Below are 20,480 nucleotides of genomic sequence, written 5' to 3'. Positions count from 1 at the left end.
AATGACGCAATCAACTAAACAACCGTCACTTTTGCAAGCGCTCATCCCGTTATTAGCGCTTATTATTATGCTGGCTTCATCGGTGTACTTTTTTGGTGAGGACTCCTCTTATGGACCAAACCAAATAGCACTATGGGTCGCCTCCGGTATTGCGCTGATCATTGGCTTTAAGAATGGCTTTAGCTGGGCCCAAATCGAAGAAGGAATCACTGACGGGATTTCTGTCGCGCTTGGCGCCATGCTAATTATTCTGGCGGTTGGTTCATTAATTGGTACCTGGTTATTATCGGGTACCGTACCGACTTTGATTTATTATGGTTTGGAACTACTCAACCCCAGCCTTTTTTATGCGGCTAGCTGCATAATCTGTGGCGTGGTAGCGCTGTCTATCGGTAGTTCCTGGACCACAGCGGCTACCATCGGTGTTGCCTTGATGGGCGTTGCATCGGGTATGGGCCTGGAACCGGCAATTGCAGCGGGTGCTATTGTTTCGGGTGCTTATTTTGGTGACAAAATGTCGCCATTATCCGATACCACCAACCTCGCACCCGCGGTAGCCGGTACCGACTTGTTCTCACACATTCGCTACATGGGCTATACCGCTATTCCGGCATTTGTTATCTCTGTAGTTATTTTTCTGTTTTTGGGGCTCAATGCCGACACCAATGTCAGCCTGGTAAGATTGGAAGAAATGCAATCGCAATTATCCGACACCTTTAACATAGGCTGGGAAATGCTGGTGCCTTTAGCGGTGCTGCTGTATTTAGCTGCAACCCGCAAGCCGGCGTTGCCAACGGTATTTTTCGGGGCTCTTTTAGGTGGTGCATGGGCATTAATTTTTCAGCCCGATATGGTTGAGCAAATGGCCGGAGAAACAGGGTTATTAGCGGGTATCAAAGTGGTGTGGCTGGCTATGTCCGACGGCACCACCGTCAGTACCGGCAGCACCAACCTGGATTCGTTATTAAGCGGCGGCGGCATGGTCAGCATGCTCAATACCCTGTGGCTGATTTTAAGCGCCATGACCTTTGGCGCTATTATGGAAAAACTGGGACTGCTTAAGCGCTTCATTCAAGGCATGCTGAAAGCATCCAAAAGCGTTGGCTCATTAATTACCGGTACCATCTTCACCTGTTTTGGCGCTAACGTGTTAACCGCTGATCAATACATGGCTATTGTGCTGCCCGGACGTATGTTTAAAGAAGAGTATGCGCGCCGTAATCTTGATCCAAGGGTATTGTCCCGAACGTTAGAAGATAGCGGCACCATAACGTCTGCATTAATTCCGTGGAATACCTGTGGTGCGTATATGTTTAGCGTGTTGGCGGTTAGTCCGTTCGAGTACGGCATCTATGCGTTCTTTAACTATTTAACACCGCTGATAGCGATTGTATTTGCCTACACCGGTTGGACGATTTTGTATCTTAAACCAGAGTCTGATGCGCAAACGCAAAACGCTTAGTCATCATTAACTAATAATGGAAGGTTATGTCACAAAAAACGGCAAAATATCGTAAGGATTATCAAGCGCCCGATTTTACTATTCATTCGGTCGATTTGACCTTTGAACTGGATCCCAACCAGACGCGTGTGACCAACACCATGGTGGTTGAACGTCAGGGCAGCCACCAACAGCCGTTGGTGCTGGATGGCGAAGGCTTGCAGTTGGTACAGGCCAGTTTGGATGACAAAACATTAAACGGCGATGATTATTCGGTGAACGATCAGCAATTGGTACTATCAACCGATAAAAACCGTTTCACACTGACCATTATTAACGATATTAACCCGAGCCAGAATAAAGCCCTCGAAGGACTCTATTTGGCGGAAAATACTTACTGTACGCAATGCGAGGCAGAAGGATTTCGGCGCATAACCTATTATCTTGATCGTCCCGATGTGTTGGCGCGTTTTACCACCACTATTATTGGCGATAAATCGCAGTACCCTTATTTATTATCAAATGGCAACCTGATAAAAAACGAGCAGCGCGGTGACAAGCATGTTGCGGTATGGCAGGACCCTTACCCTAAACCAAGTTACCTGTTTGCACTCGTCGCCGGTGATTTTGACGTATTACGCGACAGTTTTACAACCCGCGAAGGGCGTGATGTTAAGCTGGAGCTGTTCGTCGATAAGGGTAACCTTGACCGTTCAGAGCATGCCATGACGTCGCTAAAGAATGCGATGAAATGGGATGAAGAGCGTTTTGGCCTGGTTTATGACCTCGATATCTACATGGTTGTGGCGGTTGATTTTTTCAACATGGGCGCGATGGAGAACAAAGGCTTAAACGTATTTAACGCTAAATACGTGTTAGCCAATCCAGCTACCGCAACTGACCAGGACTTTCTAAATGTTGAATCGGTGATTGGCCACGAATACTTTCATAACTGGACCGGCAACCGTATTACTTGTCGCGACTGGTTTCAGTTAAGTTTAAAGGAAGGCCTGACGGTATTCCGCGATCAAGAGTTTAGTTCGGATTTAGGCTCTCGTGCAGTCAATCGTATTCAGGACGTTAAAATTATCCGCTCGCATCAATTCACTGAAGATGCCGGACCGATGGCTCACCCGATACGCCCCGACAAAGTGTTGGAGATGAATAACTTCTATACTGTCACCGTTTATAACAAGGGGGCGGAAGTTATACGTATGCTGCACACATTGCTGGGTGAAGCAGGCTTTCAGCGCGGTATGCAATTGTATGTCGAGCGCCATGACGGTCAGGCGGTTACCTGTGAAGATTTTGTCGCTGCGATGGAAGCTGCGAACGAGCAGGACTTCAGTCAGTTCCGCCGTTGGTACTCGCAGGCGGGAACGCCGCAGGTAGAGGCCGATGTGGACTTTGATCAGGATAAACAACAGCTCAACATTGCGTTGCGACAGACTACGCCTGCCACGCCCGGGCAAAGTGAAAAGTTGCCGTTTCATATACCGGTTAAGATTTCTGCTGTAGCCCCGTCGGGTCAGGTCATCACCTTGAATGAGGGCTTGTTGCACCTTCAAAAGGAGCAACAACAGTTTGTCATTAATGGCGACTTTAGCGCAAAACTGCAAGCCGGCGAACAGCCCGTGGTGTCACTGTTTGATAATTTTTCGGCGCCGGTGAAGGTATCGCGTAAGATAAGCGCAAATGATTTACGAACACTGATGGCACACGCGCCGGATCCGGTGAGCCGTTGGGATGCATCACAACAATTGTTTGGCGAATTAATTCATCAGGCAATAGCGCAACAAACGACGGTTAAGTTAGACCAACAAACAATCTCGGCATGTCGGCAACTATTAACTAGTGACGCAGATCCTGCTCTGATCGCATTGGCTTTGACGCCTCCCGGTGCTGCCACACTGGCTGATAACTATGACGAAATTCCGGTAGAGCAACTGCGTCATAATCTTAAACAGTTAAAGAAACAGTTAGCGCAGGCGCTGAAGGATGATGTCATGGCGCGTTATCAGCAGTTAACTGCAACATTAAAAGCGCATGACTATCAGCTGCAGGGGGATGACATCTCGCAACGCCAGTTACGCAATACCTTGCTAAGTTATTTAGCTGAAATTAACGATGACGCGGCATGGTTCGAGTCAGTCTATGAGCAAGCAGACAACATGACTGATACGCTGGCTGTTCTGCAAGCGGTAACCTGGACTGAGCATAGCGTCGCTGAAGAGCTTTTAAACCGCTTTGATCAGCAATGGCAGGGCGAAAAACTGGTGATGGATAAATGGTTCCAGACCCAGGCTCTGGCAGATAACGATGCTACTGTCGCACGCATAGAAACATTGATGCAGCATGCTGATTTTAGTTTGGATAACCCTAACCGGGTGTATTCACTATTAGCTGCATTTACTCAAAACCTTGCACAGTTCCATCGTGCCGACGGCGCTGGTTATCGCTTAATTGGTGGTGTTATTCAAACGCTGAATGACAGCAACCCACAGGTTGCCTCGCGCCTACTTAGCGCGTTTATGTCCTGGAAACGCTATGATGCGAACAGGCAGGCGTTAATGAAGCAACAGCTGGAAGAATTAAGCGCGTTACCGAATTTAGCCAGTGATTTGCAGGAAAAAGTGGAAAATAGTCTGGCTGCATAACTATTACAGTCAATGCAGGCCACTAGGGTGTTCTATGAGGCGTAATAATGACCCTAAGCTATGAGTTTTCGGTGTCGATGACTTACCAGGAGTTCACCGAAATATACTATGGCGGTGGCGCACAACAATTAGTCGTTACCGCTACAAACGGCATGCGTGTTGCTATTCCGGCAGGGCGCATGGTGCCGTTTGTGGATTCTTCCGGCGTTCGGGGGTTGTTCAGGCTTACCGTTGATAGCCAGAATAAATTCAAGGGGCTGGAACGCTTACGTTGAGCAAGTTTTCAGCGCCGTTATGAGTTTATGGGTTAATTATGTCAATAAAGCTCATATCCTTTAAAATTGGCTGGTCTAAAGAGTGAAGTATTACGTCAAATAGCGTTGAAAGCCTAGGCTAAATGTCCGACAATAACATCCATCATAGATTATCGGGCCGTGGGTCGCTGTTCGGCTTACCTACGACGTTTCACTAATAAAGCTCAAGGACACTGCAATTATGTCGTTGGTCGATGGTCAAACTCCAGTTTTACTGGAGAAAGTTGTTGATTTAATCAAGAACAAAGTCCCTTCTTCTCAATCCCAATTGGTACAGGAGTTTGCTAAACGTCTGTATCGCAACATTGCCTCTGACGACCTCAGTCACCGCAACGACAGCGATATGTATGGTGCTGTACTCGGTTTATGGCACAGTTTTAATGAATATAAACCCGGTGATAAGGCGTTAATAAAAGTCTATAACCCGGATGTGCCAAACGACGGCTGGGAATCACCACATACCATTATCGAGATTATCCAAAGCGATATGCCGTTTATGGTGGACTCGGTGCGTATGGCGCTGCAGCGACTGGGCATTACTACGCACTTGTTGTTACATATGCCGATTAGTCACGAACGCGATAACGACAATCAAATATCGTCGATGTTAAAGCCGGGCACGCGCGGTGATAATCACGTCGATACGGTGTTCCTGATTGAGATTGACCGTCAAACCAGCAAAGACGACATTAAAGCCATTCGCAAAGAATTAATCTCGGTGATGGAAGAGATCAGCCTCGCGGTTAGCGACTGGCAGCCGATGCGCGAACGGTTAAAAACGGTTGCCGGGCAGGTAAGTGCCGATAGCTATCCCGGCACTAAGGCTCATAAGAAGGAAATTGAACGTTTCTTAAGCTGGCTGACCGACGATAATTTCACGTTAATTGGCTGTCGATCCTATGACCTTAAGCCAGTTAAAGGCGATTACGAGCTGAAACAAGTCAAAGACAGCTCGTTGGGATTGATGCGTAACTCCGTTAGCGATAAAGGTCGCTTAATTTCGACATTGCCGGAAGACGGTCGTGAAATTAGTCACGACGACCGCATATTATTGCTGACCAAAACCAACAATAAATCACGCGTTCACCGTCCGGCCTATTTTGATTATATCGGTATAAAGCGTTTTAACGAGCAGGGCGAGGTTATCGGCGAAGAACGCTTTATCGGTTTGTATTCGGCGCACTTCTACAACGATAGTGCCCGCGATATTCCGCTGGTTAGCGAGAAGATTCAACGCGTGCTCGAATTGTCGGGCTTTGCGCATCAGTCTCATGCAGCTAAAGCCTTGTTAAATATTCTGGAAACGTACCCGCGCGATGAAATTGTGCAAGCAGACGAAGAAGATTTGCTAGACGTCGGTTTAGGTGTTCTGCAAATGCAGGAACGCGATATGACCCGTGCCTTCGTCCGCCGTGATATTTTCGGTCGTTTTATGTCAATTATGGTGTATGTACCAAAAGAGCGTTACAACACCATTCTTCGCCAACGCACACAACAGATTCTGCAACGCACGTTACAGACTGATTACGATGTCGACTTTACCACGTATTTTTCGGAAAGCTCGTTGGCCCGTACGCATTACACCGTTCGCTTGCGCGATGAACAACAGGACGTGAACGTGAAAGAACTAGAACAGAATTTAATTGAAGCCGCCCGCACATGGGAAGATAACTTTGAGCGTATCGTTCATTCAACTTTTGGTGAAGCGAAAGCAACGCAGCTTTTAAAACGCTACGGTTCTGCGTTCCCGCGTTCCTATAAAGAAGAAGTTTTACCATCGGTCGCTATTTCTGACTTAAAACAGTTAGAGTCACTCGACGATGACCACAAGCTTGGCATGGTGTTGTATCGGGCGCAGGAAGAGAAAGATGACAGTGTTCATCTGCGGCTTAAGTTGTTCCATAAAGACGAGCCGATCCATTTGTCTGATGTGTTACCTATGCTTGAAAACTTCGGTTTACGGGTGATTGGCGAAAGTCCATACCCTATCCGAACTGCCGACGGCGTGGTTTACTGGGTGCTGGACTTCCAGATGATCCATACCGGTGGCCCACTGGTGTTGGAGGAAACGCGTGAGCTATTCCAGGCAGCCTTTGCCAAGGTGTGGAATGGCGAACTCGAGGACGACGGCTTTAACCGTTTGGTACTGGGCGCCGGAATGACCGGTCGTCAGGTAACTATTTTGCGCATGTTTGCTAAATATATGCGTCAAATTGGTACCACCTTTAGTCAAAACTATATCGAAAGCACGTTCAGCAAATATCCGCTGCTGGCGAAGCTGGTGGTAAAAATGTTCTTCACTCGCTTCGAACCCGGCACCAAGGACAGCGACAAGAAGCTGGACGCTTTACATACGCGTATAAACACCGAGTTGGATAACGTCGCCAACCTGGATGACGACCGCATCATCCGTCGTTATGTCGAGTTGATTGATGCCGCTCTGCGCACCAACTTCTTCCAGCAAGACGAGCAGGGTAACGATAAACCTTATATCTCAGTTAAATTTCTGCCTGAACTGGTACCGGAAATGCCGTTACCACTGCCAAAATTCGAAATCTTTGTGTATTCGCCACGGGTAGAGGGTATCCATCTGCGGGGTGGGAAAGTTGCCCGGGGTGGTCTGCGCTGGTCAGATCGTCGCGAAGATTTCCGTACCGAAGTTCTTGGCTTGGTTAAAGCACAACAAGTTAAAAACACCGTTATTGTGCCGGTAGGTGCAAAAGGCGGGTTTATTTGTAAAGCCTTACCGGATGACCGCGAAGGCATGATGGCCGAAGGCCAGGCTTGTTATAAAACCTTTATTCGGGCGTTACTGGACATCACCGACAATATCATTGAAGGCGAGATCATCCCGCCTGAAAACGTGGTTCGCCATGATGAAGATGACCCGTACCTGGTGGTCGCAGCGGATAAGGGTACTGCAACCTTCTCCGATATTGCTAACGGCATCTCAGCAGAATATAAGTTCTGGCTTGGCGATGCGTTTGCGTCCGGTGGCTCGGTCGGTTATGACCATAAAAAAATGGGTATTACTGCCCGCGGCGCGTGGGAGTCAGTTAAACGCCACTTCCGTGAGATGGGCATAGATTGCCAAACAACCGATTTCACCTGTGTGGCGGTTGGCGACATGGGCGGGGACGTGTTTGGTAATGGTATGTTGTTGTCTAAGCACACTCGCTTGCAGGCAGCGTTTAACCACATGCATATCTTTATCGACCCGAACCCGGATGCTGCCAGTTCGTGGGAAGAACGCGATCGCTTGTTTAAACTGCCGCGTTCGAGCTGGGAAGACTACAATGCTGAATTAATTTCTAAAGGCGGTGGTGTATTCAAACGCAGCGCTAAGGCGATTGAACTGACGCCGGAAATGAAGCAGATGTTAGGTTCACAGAAAAAATCAATGACACCTAACGAATTGATCAAAGCCTGCTTAACCATGAAGGTCGATCTGATCTGGAACGGTGGTATCGGTACTTACGTTAAAGGCAAGCAGGAAACCGATTCTGATGTTGGTGATCGTGCTAACGACGCCTTGCGTGTTAACGGCAGCGAATTAAACGCTAAGATTGTCGGCGAAGGCGGAAACCTCGGCTTTACCCAATTGGGACGTATCGAGTTTGCCCAAAAAGGCGGGCGTATTAATACCGACTTTGTTGATAACGTGGGTGGCGTTGACTGTTCAGATAACGAAGTCAATATCAAGATCCTGTTAAACGGGCTGGTTAACAGCGGTGATCTGACTAAGAAGCAGCGTGATCAGTTATTGTATGACATGACTGACGAGGTGGCAGAAATCGTTCTTGATGACTGTAACCGTCAAACGCAGTCTATCTCGGTTACTGCGCTGCGCGGTGCCGATCAAATTAAAGAGTTACAACGCTTTATTCATGAGCTTGAGCGTGAAGGCTCGCTTAACCGCGCGCTGGAGTTTTTGCCCAGTGATGACGAGTTAGCCGAGCGTCAGGCCGCCAATAAAGGGCTGACACGTCCGGAACTGTCGGTTATTACGGCGTACGGCAAAATGGTATTAAAGGAACAGCTGATTTCTGATGAAATTACCGAAGACCCTTACCATGCCCGCGAACTGTTTGACTCGTTCCCGAAACCGTTGCGTAAACGCTTTGCAGAGGCTATGGAGTCGCACCCGCTGAAGGGACAAATTATTGCCACTAAATTGGCGAATAATATTGTCAACGACATGGGTCCGAACTTCGTCTTACGTAAGCAGGAAGCGACTGGTGCGACTGAAGCCGAAATTGCAACGGCCTATGTTATTGCGCGTGAGTGCTTCCGTGTAGAAGAGCTGAATGAAGAGATTGAAGCGCTTAATAACAAGGTGCCGGCCGAGTCACAGAATGAAATTTTATTCCAGCTGCGTCGCATGGTACGTCGCGCAACACGTTGGTTCCTGCGCCATCGTAACCCGTCGTTGAACGGAATCCAGGAGCACCTGGACTTTTATATGCCGGCTTTTGATGATCTCCGTGACAACTGTCTGGATTACATGACGGAAGACGAGGCAACCGTGCTTCGTGATAATGCGACTAAATACGAGCAGTTGGGTTATCCGGAAACGCTGGCTAAACGCATCGCGTGTTTGAGTACCGTATTCTCGGCAATGGATGTTGCTGAAATTGCTCATAATACCCAGCAGGACTTTAATACCGTTGGGCGTTTGTACTTCTTCCTTGGCGCTAAGCTTAACCTGCACTGGTTCCTGAATCAGATTAACGGACAGCCGGTCGCTAACCACTGGCAGGCCTTGGCTCGCGCGGCGTTCCGTGAGGAGCTGGACTGGCAGCAGCGGTCGTTGACGCTAGTGGTGCTGAAGTCAACCGAGGATAGCAGTAAGCCAGAAGCACGCTTGCAGGAGTGGATGGAACAAAACGAGGTGTTACTGCAGCGTTGGCAGAGCATGTTGTCTGACTTCCGTACGACTAAGAGCCACGAGTTTGCGAAATTCTCAGTCGCTTTACGAGAGCTCATGCTGCTTAGCCACAACTGTGCGCCTAAGATTGTTGGTTAATGAATAGGAACTGATAACAGTGTATTCATTAGTCAAAAGCTGGCTGTTTAAACAGGATGCCGAGCGCTCGCACGATCTAGCGCTGGGTATGCTGCAACGCTTTTCGCGTACGCCGTTGGCGCTGTTTTGGCGTCAGCGGGTGCCTTCCAGGCCTGTCACTGTGATGGGTATAACCTTTGACAACCCGGTTGGGTTGGCTGCCGGTTTAGATAAGAATGCCCGTTGTATTCATGCATTTTCACAAATGGGCTTTGGTTTTATCGAAGTTGGCACTGTTACCCCAAAGCCGCAGCCAGGCAATGCAAAGCCGCGATTATTTCGATTAACCCGGGATCAGGCGATTATTAACCGCATGGGTTTTAATAACGACGGCGTTGAGGCTTTGGTCGAGCAGGTAAAAGCGACCCGCAGTAAGGGGTTTGGTGGTGTACTGGGCATTAATATCGGTAAAAACAAAACCACTGAGGAAGCTGATGCGCTGGACGATTACTGCCAGTGCCTGGATAAAGTCTACCCGTGGGCAGATTACGTGACGATTAACATCTCGTCACCCAACACACCGGGGTTGCGTAACTTTCAGCATGGTGATGCTCTGGACAACTTGCTTAGTGGCTTAAAGCAACGCCAGGCGGAGCTAACTGAACAGCACGGTCAGTACGTGCCATTAGTGGTTAAAATTGCACCCGATTTATCAGCATCAGAGATCAGCACCATGGCTGCGGCGTTTAACCGCACCGGGATCGATGGTGTGATTGCTACCAACACCACGTTATCGCGCGACGGTTTGCAAGATCAAACGCTGGCGGGCGAAGCAGGGGGTCTAAGTGGTCATCCGGTGCGATTGCCAAGTACAAAGGTGATTAAAACGCTGCGTCAACATTTAGACCAGCACATTCCAATTATAGGCGTTGGCGGTATCGACTCAGCCGAGAGCGCTCAGGAAAAGCTATCCGCAGGCGCAAGTTTGGTGCAGGTTTACACGGGCTTTATCTATCAAGGTCCAAAGCTTGTTAAGAACATTGTTCAGGCGTTATAACGAATAATAGAACTTTGCCCTTGTAAGCGAGGGCAGGTTTTAGTATTTTATTTGCGCAATTCTAAAAAACAAAACCATAAAGGATTGATTTTGCAAGACGCAATGCAATGGCGCTGGCTCTATAATGAGCAGCAGCAACTCGCTATCGATACGGGTGACGGCGATGCTGGTATTTATCGTCTTCCCTACAAGCCGCAGCAACTGGTTAATATATCTTTTGCGGAGCAGCCATTCGATATTGATGATGCCAATGCTTACCAGACCTGGTCAGAAGCCTTGCAACACTATGGTGATGATACCTTGCCAGTTGATGCCCACACAGCCGCCTTGTGTGCGGTTGCCTTTATTCGTTTTGGTTGCCCTCAAATGCCACAAAGCTGGCACTTTCAAAAATCTGACCTAGAACAATGGCCTGCGGAACGCACACTGTGTGAGCTTAATTCAGGCTTTGATCAGGGGATTTTCTTAATTCTCGATATCGATGACGAATTTGCAAGCTGCATGTTGCTAAGCCCGTCTATGCAGGTTTCAGCGATCAAGACTTTACGTCAATATCAGGTGATGAAGGTATTGAACAATCGCTTATTACCGGCAACGATCGATTTAGCTAAGACAGCACAAACTGCTTGGTCGATGAAGTTAGCCTAAAAGATTATTTGAGATATTCGATGAAAAGCATTGAGTAATAAGGAAAGAATTGGTTGCGGGGGCAGGATTTGAACCTACGACCTTCGGGTTATGAGCCCGACGAGCTACCAGACTGCTCCACCCCGCGTCCGATGCGATGCATAGTAGTGATTATGTGACGCCAACGCAAGCGTTATTTTGGTATTTTTATTTGTTCGGCTAATAAGTCATCAAATTGCTGTTAAATCATTCAGTTGGCTTAGCTACAGACACCTTGCCTCGCATTCTGTATAATCATCGCAGTTTTAACGTCAGCTAAGAGAAACTTCCATTTTGATGCAAACCTACTTCATTGCCTGTGCTAAAGGTATCGAGCCGTTATTGTTTGAAGAGCTTAAACAGCTGGGCATTGACGATGTAAAGCAAACCATGGCCGGTTGCCAGATTACCGCGTCATTACAACAAGCCTACACTGTCGCGTTATGGTCACGTCTGGCCAGCCGAGTTCTGCTGCAGCTGGGTAGGGCAGATGTTACTACCGCTGCCGACATACAGGCGGTTATTACCCAATTTGACTGGCAGCAGGTGATGCGTGCGGATAACACACTTATCGTCGATTTTAACGGCCGCAGTGATGAGATCCGGCATAGTCAATTTGGTGCGCAAATCATTAAAGATGGTATTGTTGATTACTTTACCGCGCGCGGCTTTGCCCGCCCCAATGTCGATAAACAAGATCCGGACATTCGCATCGCTGCGCGCTTGGCAAAAGGGCAGCTGGTTTGGTCACTGGATTTTTCCGGCGAAAGTTTGCATCGGCGCGGTTACCGGCAACAACAAGGCGAAGCGCCTTTGCGCGAAAACCTTGCGGCGGCGGTATTACAGCGGGCAGGAATCAGTGATGCGTTAAGTCAGCCGTGTTTTAACTTTTTCGACCCTTTCTGTGGCTCCGGCACTCTAGTTATTGAGGCTGCATTAATGGCAACCGACTGTGCACCTGGGCTGGGTCGAGCTAATTGGGGCTTTTTGTCCTGGCAAGGTCACCAACCTGCCGTCTGGCACGAACTGTTGGAGCAGGCTGAAGCCCGCTTTAAGAAAGGGCGGGCGCAATTCAACGGTTCTATTAGCGGGTCAGATACTAATCCGCACTTAATTGATGCTGCACGCAGCAACGCAAAACGCGCGTTACTTAAAGACATTGTCAGTTTTGATGTTGCCGATGCGTTGCAAACACAGGCGCCTGCATCTGACGGGCTATTAGTAACCAACCCGCCTTATGGCGAGCGACTGGGTGAAGAAGTCGAGACTTTGCTGTTGTACCGTCGCTTCGGACGCCAGTTAAGCGCTCAATTTCAGGGCTGGAAGCTCGGCATTCTGGCCGGCGATGAAAGTTTGTTAAAACGCCTGAAATTGCGCAGTGACAAAAAATATAAGTTTCTTAATGGTGCGCTAGACGTGACGTTGGCGTGCTATGACTTAACTAAAGAACAGCCCGTATTTACAGAAAGTAAAGGCGATGACATTGCTAACCGGTTAAAAAAGAACCATCAAAAGCTGTCTAAATGGGCGGCCAAAGAAGGTCTGGAAGCATGGCGCCTGTACGATGCCGATTTACCCGACTACAACGCGGCTATTGATGTTTATGCCGATTATTTAGTCGTGCAGGAATATGCACCGCCGAAAACGATTCCGGAAGGTGTCGCCCGCGATCGCCTTTGGCACTTGCTCGAGACCATTAGTGATGTATTGCCATTTGCCGAAGAGAACATCATATTAAAAGTACGTCAACGCCAGTCAGGAACGCAGCAGTATCAGAAGCGGCAACAGCGGTCTGAAAGCGTATGCCTTAACGTGCGGGAGTACCGTGGGTTGTTTGAGGTTAACTTAACCGATTACCTGGATACCGGTTTGTTTCTTGATCACCGGCTAGTTCGCAAAGAGCTATTTGATAAGTGTGACGGGCTTGATGTTCTGAATTTATTTGCTTATACCTGTTCGGCCTCCGTTCAGGCGGCTCTCGGTGGTGCTAATCGAGTCGTTTCGGTTGATATGTCGAAGACGTACTTGCAGTGGGGTAAACGAAATTTTGCGCTAAACGACTTACATGGGCCGCAATACGAATTCATTCAGGCCGATTGCTTTAACTGGTTAAGAGAAAATCGCGACAGCGCACCATTCGATGTTATCTTCCTTGATCCGCCGACCTTTAGTAACTCCAAACGCATGGACGGCACGCTGGATATTCAGCGTGACCATGTCGGGTTAATAAAAACTGCGGCTCGTTTGCTGACTGATGACGGGGTTATTTTGTTTTCTAATAATCGCCGCAAGTTTGACATCGACGTAGATGGCCTCGATAAAGCCGGTTTTAGCGTTAATGACCAGACCCAGGCGTCGATCCCGGAAGACTTTAAACGCCATAAAGGCATACATCATTACTTTATTATTTCTCGTATTTAGTCGAATTTATCATGTATTACTTATTGACCAAATCGAACTGTCCTTTATGTATCCAGGCGTTGCAGTTGCTTTATGCGCTTGACCTTGATGAGCCGATCGATCTGAACGTCGTCGATATTGCTGCCGATGCTGCTTTACAAGAAGAGTACGGGTGGCTGGTACCGGTACTAAAAGATTCACACGATAATGAGCTGCGCTGGCCCTTTGACCAATCGCAGTTGCTGGAGTTTGTCACGGCATGAATTTATTGAGAGTTCAGGATGCACAACTGGCCTTCGGTGCCGATGCAATTTTAGACCACGTAAACTTTGTGCTGGAGCCGGGTGAGCGGGTTTGTCTGGTCGGCCGAAACGGTGCCGGCAAGTCAACGTTGCTAAAAGTTATTTACCAACAAGTAGTGCTTGACGACGGTCAGGTACAATACGTTGGTGATACGGTGGTCACGCGGCTACCTCAGGATCCCCCGGCACAATCTCCGCAACGGGTTTACGATTACGTCGCAGAGGCGTTGGCAGAAAGCGGTGAGTTACTGGCACGCTACCATTTACTGTCCGAGAAGATGGCAGCAGGCGATGCCAGTAGCGGACTGTTGAGCGAAATGGATTCGTTACAAGCGAAAATTGACGCACTTAATGGCTGGCAAATGGAAACCCGCATTGAACAGGTGCTTACCCGTTTAAATCTGCCGGCGGATACGTCGATGGCAGAGCTATCCGGGGGCTGGTTACGGCGTGTGGCTCTAGCGCGCGCACTGGTGGTCGATCCCGATGTACTGCTGCTGGACGAGCCGACCAACCACCTGGACATCAGCATGGTGCGCTGGTTAGAAGAACAAATAAAAGAATTTAAAGGGGCGGTGCTGTTCATTAGTCATGACCGTGCTTTTATTCGCCACCTGGCCACGCGAATAGTGGACTTAGACCGCGGCCAGTTAACCAGTTACCCCGGTGATTATGATCGCTATCTGGCTAAAAAGCAGGAATTACTTGAAGTAGAAACCGCACAAAATGCCGAATTTGATAAGAAATTAGCGGCCGAAGAAGTCTGGATCCGCCAGGGCATTAAGGCTCGGCGTACCCGCAACGAAGGTCGGGTGAGGGCGCTACAGGATTTACGTAAACAGCGTCAGCAACGGCGTGAACTGCAGGGTAAAGCCAACTTACGGGTTAACGAGGCGAGCCGCTCAGGCAAGCGCGTGTTTGAGGGCGAACAGTTACAGCTGCAATTTGACGATAAACCGATCATTCGCGATCTTGATCTGTTGTTGCAGCGCGGAGACAAGGTTGCTTTCGTGGGCCCGAATGGGTGCGGAAAAAGTACCCTGATTAAAGTGATTCTGGGGGAGCAGGACGTTGACGGCGGCAAGGTCAAGCTCGGCACGAACCTGGAAGTGGCGTATTTTGATCAACACCGTTCGCAACTTGATCCGCAAAAAAGTGTGATGGACAACGTCGGTGACGGCAAACAAGACATTGTTTTCCAGGGGCGTCCGCGCCACATTCTGAGTTACTTACAAGACTTTTTGTTTTCGCCTAAACAAGCGCGTACGCCAGTGTCCGCTTTGTCGGGCGGCGAGCGGAACCGTGCATTGCTGGCTAAAATACTGTTAAAGCCCAGTAATCTCCTGGTGCTGGATGAGCCGACCAATGATCTTGATATCGAAACGCTGGAACTGCTTGAGCAAATAATAGCTGAGTACCAAGGGACTGTGTTGCTGGTAAGCCACGATCGGGAGTTTGTCGATAATACGGCGACCGCGGTGTTGTATTTTGAAGGTGACGGCGTGATCACTGAAATTATCGGCGGCTTTAGCGAACTCGAACACTATTTAGCTATGAAGTCGGCAACAGCCCCGAGTCAGGATAAATCAAGCACTCAGGGAACCAAAACTGACGCGCAACGGTCACATAGCACAAGTTTGTCGGATAAGGGTTCTGCACAACGTCAGAAAAAGTTATCCTACAAGTTACAGCGTGAGCTTGACGGGTTACCCGCAGCGATAGAAGAAAAAGAACAACAGCTGGAACAGATTCAGCAACAACTTAATGAGCCGGAGTTTTTTAGTCAGCCTTTAGAGGTGACAGAACCAGTGATGCAACAGGCAGCAGAATTAGAAGAAGCGTTGATGATGCTGCTGGAACGCTGGGAAGAACTCGAAAATTTATCAAAACAGAGTAGTTAGTTAATGATGAAACAATTTGCACTTAAAGGGTTAAGCGCAGCAATATTGGCGTCGGTAAGTTTGACTGCAACGGCCGATATTTTCGAAATCGAAGAACTACCAACAGCAGAAAATTACCGCAATAGCTTTCCTAAAGCGATAAATGAAAGCGGATTTGTAGTCGGTATCTCACGGTTTCCGACAAATATTGATATCGATTTGAGTCAGGTGTCGCCGACAATTTTAGCCAATGCCGGTATTACCGACATAGAAGAAGTTGATGAGCTGACGCCGGAACAGTATGAGTTCATACTGAACAACGTTGCGATTAACGCAAACAATAATGTGCAACAAATCCAAATCGGTTTAAATACCGCGTTTTTGTATGACGGACTGACACAGTCGGTTCCTTTACTGGGCGATACACCGGTTATAACTGCTGATAGCTTTTTATACAGTATTAACAACGCCAATTCAGCGGTAGGGGTTACCACGGGTCCGTTTTATCCGACCGAATTCACCTACACTAACTCTGATGACGAAGAAGTTACCCAGACGTTTTACGTGCGTGACTATATAACACGCGGCGTATGGCATCGCGATGGCACCACTACCATGGTTGAACCGGCAGAAACAGCTGTTTTGGGTGGTGAGAGTGCGATTATGGACGTAAACGACTCAGGTTTGGCGGCAGGTTACGCCAGCACCGCACTTAGCCCGTTTGCGCAAGAGCGCATTGATGCCTGTAGCAGCGATGACCCTGATGCTATTGTGACGCGCCCTGACGAAGTCTGTGTCTATGGTGTCTGGTTAGAGCTTTATAACCAAAGAGCGTCAAATATCGCGCCAAGTTTCTTTTCTCGCAGTGATTATGCAGCCCGTCGTTCAATCTACGACATTCGCGGTCATTTATGGCAGCTGGATAGTAATGGTGAGGTCATCAGTACGACTGAGTTAGGCACACTGCAGCAGCGCAACGAAGAGGATGATCGGGACTTTTCCAGTTATGCCTTTGCGGTTAACAATAATGGCATTGCTGCCGGTCAGAGCTGGACTTATCACCCTCAGCGTGGCGCCGTTCGTATGCCGGCAATTTTCCAAAATGCAGATGCTATACCTGTGACAGAAAATGAAGACTTTTTCTGGGGCGCAGCAACGGATATTAACGATAACAATCAGGCTGTTGGTTATTTAGTGGAGAGCCGTGCCGGTAACCTTCGCAATACAGCTTTTATCTATGATGTTGATGCTGCATCTGACGAACAACCGTTAACCTTGTTACCCGGGTTCTTCTCTGGTTCATCAACTGTGCCAAATGCGATTAACGAAAACGGTATTGTTGTCGGTACCGGCGAAATCGAAGCGACCTTATCGTCAGTCCGCCGTCGGGTCGGGTTTTGGTACGACACAACAGCCGAGACGCCCGAGTTCATTAATTTGAATGACGCGGTTTCCTGTGACAGCCCGTATTTTATTGTCGAAGCTAATGACGTTACAGAGTCCGGTGAAGTGTTAGCGACTGCGCTTAAAACTCAGGAGTACGTCGATAGTAATGGCGATACTCAAACCCGTGAGGTGGCGGTTGCGATTAAAATGAATCCGATAGACGGTGACGTTAATAGCTGTCGTGAAGAAGAAAATCGCGTCGAGCGCAGTGGTGCGGCATTTGGCTCAGGGGGCTTAGCTGGACTAGCCCTGCTGGGTTCACTTATAACTTTTGTGCGTCGCAATCGTCGTCAAAATATCAAAAAATCATAAAGAAAACGTCATCAAAAAGTAACACAGATTCAACTTGTTATCGTTTTGCAAGTTCACTGTGTTACTTTTTACCATTGAACTATCACCAATAAAGACTATCAATAATAGTGAGGGCGCTAATAATGTCCTCCGATAATCTTTAAAAACAATCTGTGAAAACAGGCACAAGGGGTAGTTCTATGAAAAGACAAAAGCGAGATCGCTTTGAAAGAGCCCATACTCAAGGCTATAAAGCCGGATTATCTGGACGTTCAAAAGAGAATTGTCCGTATCAAACGCAGGATGATATTCGTTCGCAGTGGCTAGGTGGATGGCGTGACGCAATGGAGGCGAGAAATACCGGCTTGTTCCGCTAATTTGTCTCTGACACAATTTTAGAACACGGCGCCGACAGCAATCGCTGTCGGCGTTTTTCGTTTTATCGACGACTAAAAAGTTGTGGTATCGGTAAATAAACCCACTTTAAGATCTTTGGCAGTGTAAATAGGGCGGCCATCAACCTCTACACGGCCGTTACCAACGCCCATAAACAGCCTCCGCTTGATAACGCGAGTCATGTCGATGTAATAGCTGACCTTTTTGTGTTCCGGCAAAATCTGCCCGGTAAACTTAACTTCGCCAACACCGAGGGCGCGACCGCGTCCCGGACCGCCAGACCAACCCAGGTAAAAGCCGACTAATTGCCACATAGCATCCAGACCTAAGCAACCAGGCATTACCGGATCGCCTTTAAAATGGCAGTCAAAAAACCATAAGTCAGGGTTTATGTCGAGTTCGGCATGGATAAATCCTTTACCATGTTCGCCGCCATCGGCATTAATCTCAACGATCCTGTCCATCATTAACATGTTGGGGGCAGGCAAGCGGCTATTGCCTTCGCCGAAAAGTTTACCTTCACTACAGTCAAGAAGATCCTGGCGCGAAAAACTGGATTGATTCATAACAACCTTTAGATTTATGTGAAAAAATAGGATGTTGGCGAGTTTAGCGTACAGCTGTACGCTAAACAACTCCGATTAGTCAAACAAACGCTTCCACCAGCTTTTGCGAGGTTCAACATTGTCATGAATACGTTGTCTGACCGCATCAAATAACTGCTGCTTGGGTAAGTCAGTAAGTAATGTTAACGCTTCTTCGACGTGTTCAACCGTGTGGATCTGGAATAACCCATTGTTAACAGCGTCAATCACCACCGGTGCTAAGTTAAGCTGGGGTTGATTGGCGGCAGGGATAATAACCCCATGAGAACCATCTAACCCGCGTTCGCGACAGAGCTCAAAATAACCTTCGATTTTCTCATTAACAGCACCAATGGCCTGCACGTTACCAAACTGATCCATGGCACCGGTTATCGCTAATGATTGCTTAAGCGGTTCTTCAGCCAAAGCCGAAATCAAACAGCACAATTCAGCCATTGAAGCGCTGTCGCCATCAACTTCAAAATACGATTGCTCAAATACCACGGTGGCTGATACCGACATGGGTTCATGGCGGGCAAACTGATTGGCAAGGTACGCACTTAAGATCATTACGCCTTTTGTATGAATGTTGCCTGACATTTCTGATTTGCGTTCGATATCAATAATGTCGCCGTCACCATAATGGATCGTGGCCGTTATCCGAGAGGGTTCACCAAACTCTGCGCCGCCGATGGTAATCACGGTTAAACCATTAAGTTGGCCAATGACTTCGCCAGCGGTGTCTATACGTACCTGATTCTCGATAATGCTGCGACGACTCAGCTCAGCGATCTGGCCCTCACGATTACGTTGTTGTGCAATCGCCAACTCAACCGAGTCACCATCAATTAACGTTTTAGAGGCAGTCGTCGCAATATCATGTGCTTCTTTTAACAGCTGCAATAAAAATACGCTATCCAGGCTGAGCTCCTGTTGAAACTCAGTGCGCCGCGCGCTAGCGCAAAGTAGGGCGCTGTACCCTGAGTCATCCAGTGGTAATACGTCAGCGCGTTGCCAGACGTGCTGTAAATAATGAAAGTAGTCAGCGATAGGTTCGCGGTAAAGCGGAAAATCACGGTGAAAATCAGCCAAAAACGGAAACAAATGATCAAAATCTTCGTCGTATTCACGTAGCTGGCTGTATTCGTTGCGGTTGCCGACTAACACAATTTTGATATCAATTGGCACCGGTTGTGGCCGGTAAAAGTAGGCAGCGCCGCTATCTGGCGATGGCTGAGGCCATTCGAATTGGCCACTCAACAAAGTATCTTTAAGGCGTTTCCACAGCTCGATTTGCTCTAGTAACTGGTTAACTTCGAGTGCTAACACGCCACCATTGGCTTTATGAATTAAGCCGGCTTCTATTAAGTGCAGGTCTGAACGCACAGTGCCTTCAACTGATTGCACACCAATTTGGCCAAACAAACGGTTTTCTGTCACCCGATCACATAAATAATAAGGTGCAGGGTGTTCGTGTCCGACGATAACCGTTGCTAATTGGTCGCTGGCAAAGTCATCAACGGTTTTCGTCATAATCCGCTGTACGTAATCACGTAGAGCCGGCGTATCAAAGCGTTCAATCACTTGCTGCTGTAATTGCGGACGTGCGTCCTTATCAGACTGAATAAACTGTAACAGCGCCTGCATTATATCCGTTGCGGTTCCCGACGGTACGTTAACGCATAATGGCCGGAGCGCATCATCAGGATCTGCCAGGTACAACCAATCAAACCACTGGCTGTGATGCCATTGGTTATCAGCAAAATAAGCCTTTAAAACCTGATGTTTTTGTAAACCGGTGGGAATAATGGCAAACGAATTTGAATAGCGGCCGCGCTGACGCATCGATTGCGTCAAGGCATTAACCGCACGTTGTTGGCCGACTAAAAGTTTCTCCTGACATTCGTTGGGTCGCTGCTGCAACCAAACACCGGTGTCGGGGCGAAGAGCCTGCGACGATAACTTCATCGTTGTTTGTTCCTTAAACCGAAAACGCCTTGATAAGCGCAGTAAGTGCTAATGCAGGCATTCTAACAGAATT

General features: G+C 48.2%; 13 protein-coding genes and 1 tRNA gene. 11 read left to right on the top strand and 3 right to left on the bottom strand.

Translation table 11 applies throughout. The features are described from left to right. Position 1: 1 nt before the first annotated feature. The 6 genes from nhaC to KZ771_RS04810 all read left to right on the top strand — a co-directional run bounded on the left by nhaC (position 2) and on the right by KZ771_RS04810 (position 11,122). A complete protein-coding gene (gene nhaC / locus KZ771_RS04835; protein ID WP_290572462.1) occupies positions 2-1,462 on the top strand; it encodes a Na+/H+ antiporter NhaC in 1,461 nt (486 codons plus the stop codon). A gap of 26 nt (positions 1,463-1,488) precedes the next feature. Beyond that, complete coding sequence (pepN, locus tag KZ771_RS04830) at positions 1,489-4,098, top strand: aminopeptidase N (RefSeq protein WP_290654538.1); 2,610 nt, start codon at positions 1,489-1,491, stop codon at positions 4,096-4,098. Between the two features lie 47 nt (positions 4,099-4,145). Further along, a complete protein-coding gene (locus KZ771_RS04825; RefSeq protein ID WP_133538360.1) occupies positions 4,146-4,373 on the top strand; it encodes a DUF2835 family protein in 228 nt (75 codons plus the stop codon). Positions 4,374-4,593: 220 nt separating this feature from the next. Then, positions 4,594-9,438, top strand: coding sequence for an NAD-glutamate dehydrogenase (locus tag KZ771_RS04820; RefSeq protein ID WP_290569857.1), 4,845 nt, complete (start codon positions 4,594-4,596; stop codon positions 9,436-9,438). 19 nt (positions 9,439-9,457) lie between these two features. After that, a complete protein-coding gene (gene pyrD / locus KZ771_RS04815) occupies positions 9,458-10,474 on the top strand; it encodes a quinone-dependent dihydroorotate dehydrogenase (protein WP_290569858.1) in 1,017 nt (338 codons plus the stop codon). Positions 10,475-10,576: 102 nt separating this feature from the next. Further along, a complete protein-coding gene (locus tag KZ771_RS04810; RefSeq protein WP_365996726.1) occupies positions 10,577-11,122 on the top strand; it encodes a cell division protein ZapC domain-containing protein in 546 nt (181 codons plus the stop codon). 50 nt (positions 11,123-11,172) lie between these two features. Here the strand turns inward: KZ771_RS04810 and KZ771_RS04805 are convergent. After that, positions 11,173-11,249 (bottom strand) — tRNA-Met (locus KZ771_RS04805). A gap of 188 nt (positions 11,250-11,437) precedes the next feature. On the opposite strand from KZ771_RS04805, the gene rlmKL reads away from it, so the two are divergent. The 5 genes from rlmKL (at position 11,438) to rmf (ending at position 17,836) form a co-directional block, all read left to right on the top strand. Continuing rightward, the gene (gene rlmKL / locus KZ771_RS04800; RefSeq protein WP_290654537.1) at positions 11,438-13,561 is read left to right on the top strand and encodes a bifunctional 23S rRNA (guanine(2069)-N(7))-methyltransferase RlmK/23S rRNA (guanine(2445)-N(2))-methyltransferase RlmL; all 2,124 of its coding nucleotides are present in this window, start codon (positions 11,438-11,440) and stop codon (positions 13,559-13,561) included. A gap of 11 nt (positions 13,562-13,572) precedes the next feature. After that, complete coding sequence (locus KZ771_RS04795; RefSeq protein WP_290654536.1) at positions 13,573-13,803, top strand: glutaredoxin family protein; 231 nt, start codon at positions 13,573-13,575, stop codon at positions 13,801-13,803. Then, positions 13,800-15,743 carry a ribosomal protection-like ABC-F family protein gene (abc-f, locus tag KZ771_RS04790; RefSeq protein ID WP_290654535.1) on the top strand — a complete coding sequence of 648 codons (1,944 nt, stop codon included), beginning with the start codon at positions 13,800-13,802 and terminating at the stop codon, positions 15,741-15,743. The genes KZ771_RS04795 and abc-f overlap by 4 nt, the downstream gene beginning before the upstream one ends. Before the next feature lie 3 nt (positions 15,744-15,746). Beyond that, positions 15,747-17,480, top strand: coding sequence for a DUF3466 family protein (locus KZ771_RS04785; protein WP_290654534.1), 1,734 nt, complete (start codon positions 15,747-15,749; stop codon positions 17,478-17,480). Positions 17,481-17,659: 179 nt separating this feature from the next. Then, positions 17,660-17,836: a ribosome modulation factor gene (gene rmf / locus KZ771_RS04780; protein ID WP_133538369.1), complete on the top strand. Its 177-nt coding sequence runs from the start codon at positions 17,660-17,662 to the stop codon at positions 17,834-17,836. Positions 17,837-17,908: 72 nt separating this feature from the next. Here the strand turns inward: rmf and fabA are convergent, their stop codons facing one another. Both fabA and KZ771_RS04770 read right to left on the bottom strand, forming a co-directional pair. Then, positions 17,909-18,421 (bottom strand): bifunctional 3-hydroxydecanoyl-ACP dehydratase/trans-2-decenoyl-ACP isomerase, encoded by a 513-nt coding sequence (gene fabA, locus KZ771_RS04775; protein WP_290654533.1) that lies wholly within the window; start codon positions 18,419-18,421, stop codon positions 17,909-17,911. Between the two features lie 75 nt (positions 18,422-18,496). Continuing rightward, on the bottom strand, positions 18,497-20,407 hold the full coding sequence (locus tag KZ771_RS04770) for an AAA family ATPase (RefSeq protein ID WP_290654532.1): 1,911 nt from the start codon (positions 20,405-20,407) through the stop codon (positions 18,497-18,499). Between the last annotated feature and the right edge of the window lie 73 nt (positions 20,408-20,480).

This window comes from Idiomarina sp., from assembly GCF_019431395.1.
Lineage (GTDB): Bacteria > Pseudomonadota > Gammaproteobacteria > Enterobacterales > Alteromonadaceae > Idiomarina.
Note: the sequence above shows the minus strand (reverse complement) of the source record. Positions and strands in the feature narration are given on the sequence as shown.

Coding starts and splice junctions, on each gene's coding strand:
- KZ771_RS04770 (WP_290654532.1), bottom strand. CDS start 20,407: ATGAAGTTATCGTCGCAGGCTCTTCGCCCCGACACCGGTGTTTGGTTG.
- KZ771_RS04825 (WP_133538360.1), top strand. CDS start 4,146: ATGACCCTAAGCTATGAGTTTTCGGTGTCGATGACTTACCAGGAGTTC.
- fabA (WP_290654533.1), bottom strand. CDS start 18,421: ATGAATCAATCCAGTTTTTCGCGCCAGGATCTTCTTGACTGTAGTGAA.
- KZ771_RS04820 (WP_290569857.1), top strand. CDS start 4,594: ATGTCGTTGGTCGATGGTCAAACTCCAGTTTTACTGGAGAAAGTTGTT.
- abc-f (WP_290654535.1), top strand. CDS start 13,800: ATGAATTTATTGAGAGTTCAGGATGCACAACTGGCCTTCGGTGCCGAT.
- rmf (WP_133538369.1), top strand. CDS start 17,660: ATGAAAAGACAAAAGCGAGATCGCTTTGAAAGAGCCCATACTCAAGGC.
- KZ771_RS04785 (WP_290654534.1), top strand. CDS start 15,747: ATGATGAAACAATTTGCACTTAAAGGGTTAAGCGCAGCAATATTGGCG.
- pepN (WP_290654538.1), top strand. CDS start 1,489: ATGTCACAAAAAACGGCAAAATATCGTAAGGATTATCAAGCGCCCGAT.
- rlmKL (WP_290654537.1), top strand. CDS start 11,438: ATGCAAACCTACTTCATTGCCTGTGCTAAAGGTATCGAGCCGTTATTG.
- KZ771_RS04795 (WP_290654536.1), top strand. CDS start 13,573: ATGTATTACTTATTGACCAAATCGAACTGTCCTTTATGTATCCAGGCG.
- nhaC (WP_290572462.1), top strand. CDS start 2: ATGACGCAATCAACTAAACAACCGTCACTTTTGCAAGCGCTCATCCCG.
- KZ771_RS04810 (WP_365996726.1), top strand. CDS start 10,577: ATGCAATGGCGCTGGCTCTATAATGAGCAGCAGCAACTCGCTATCGAT.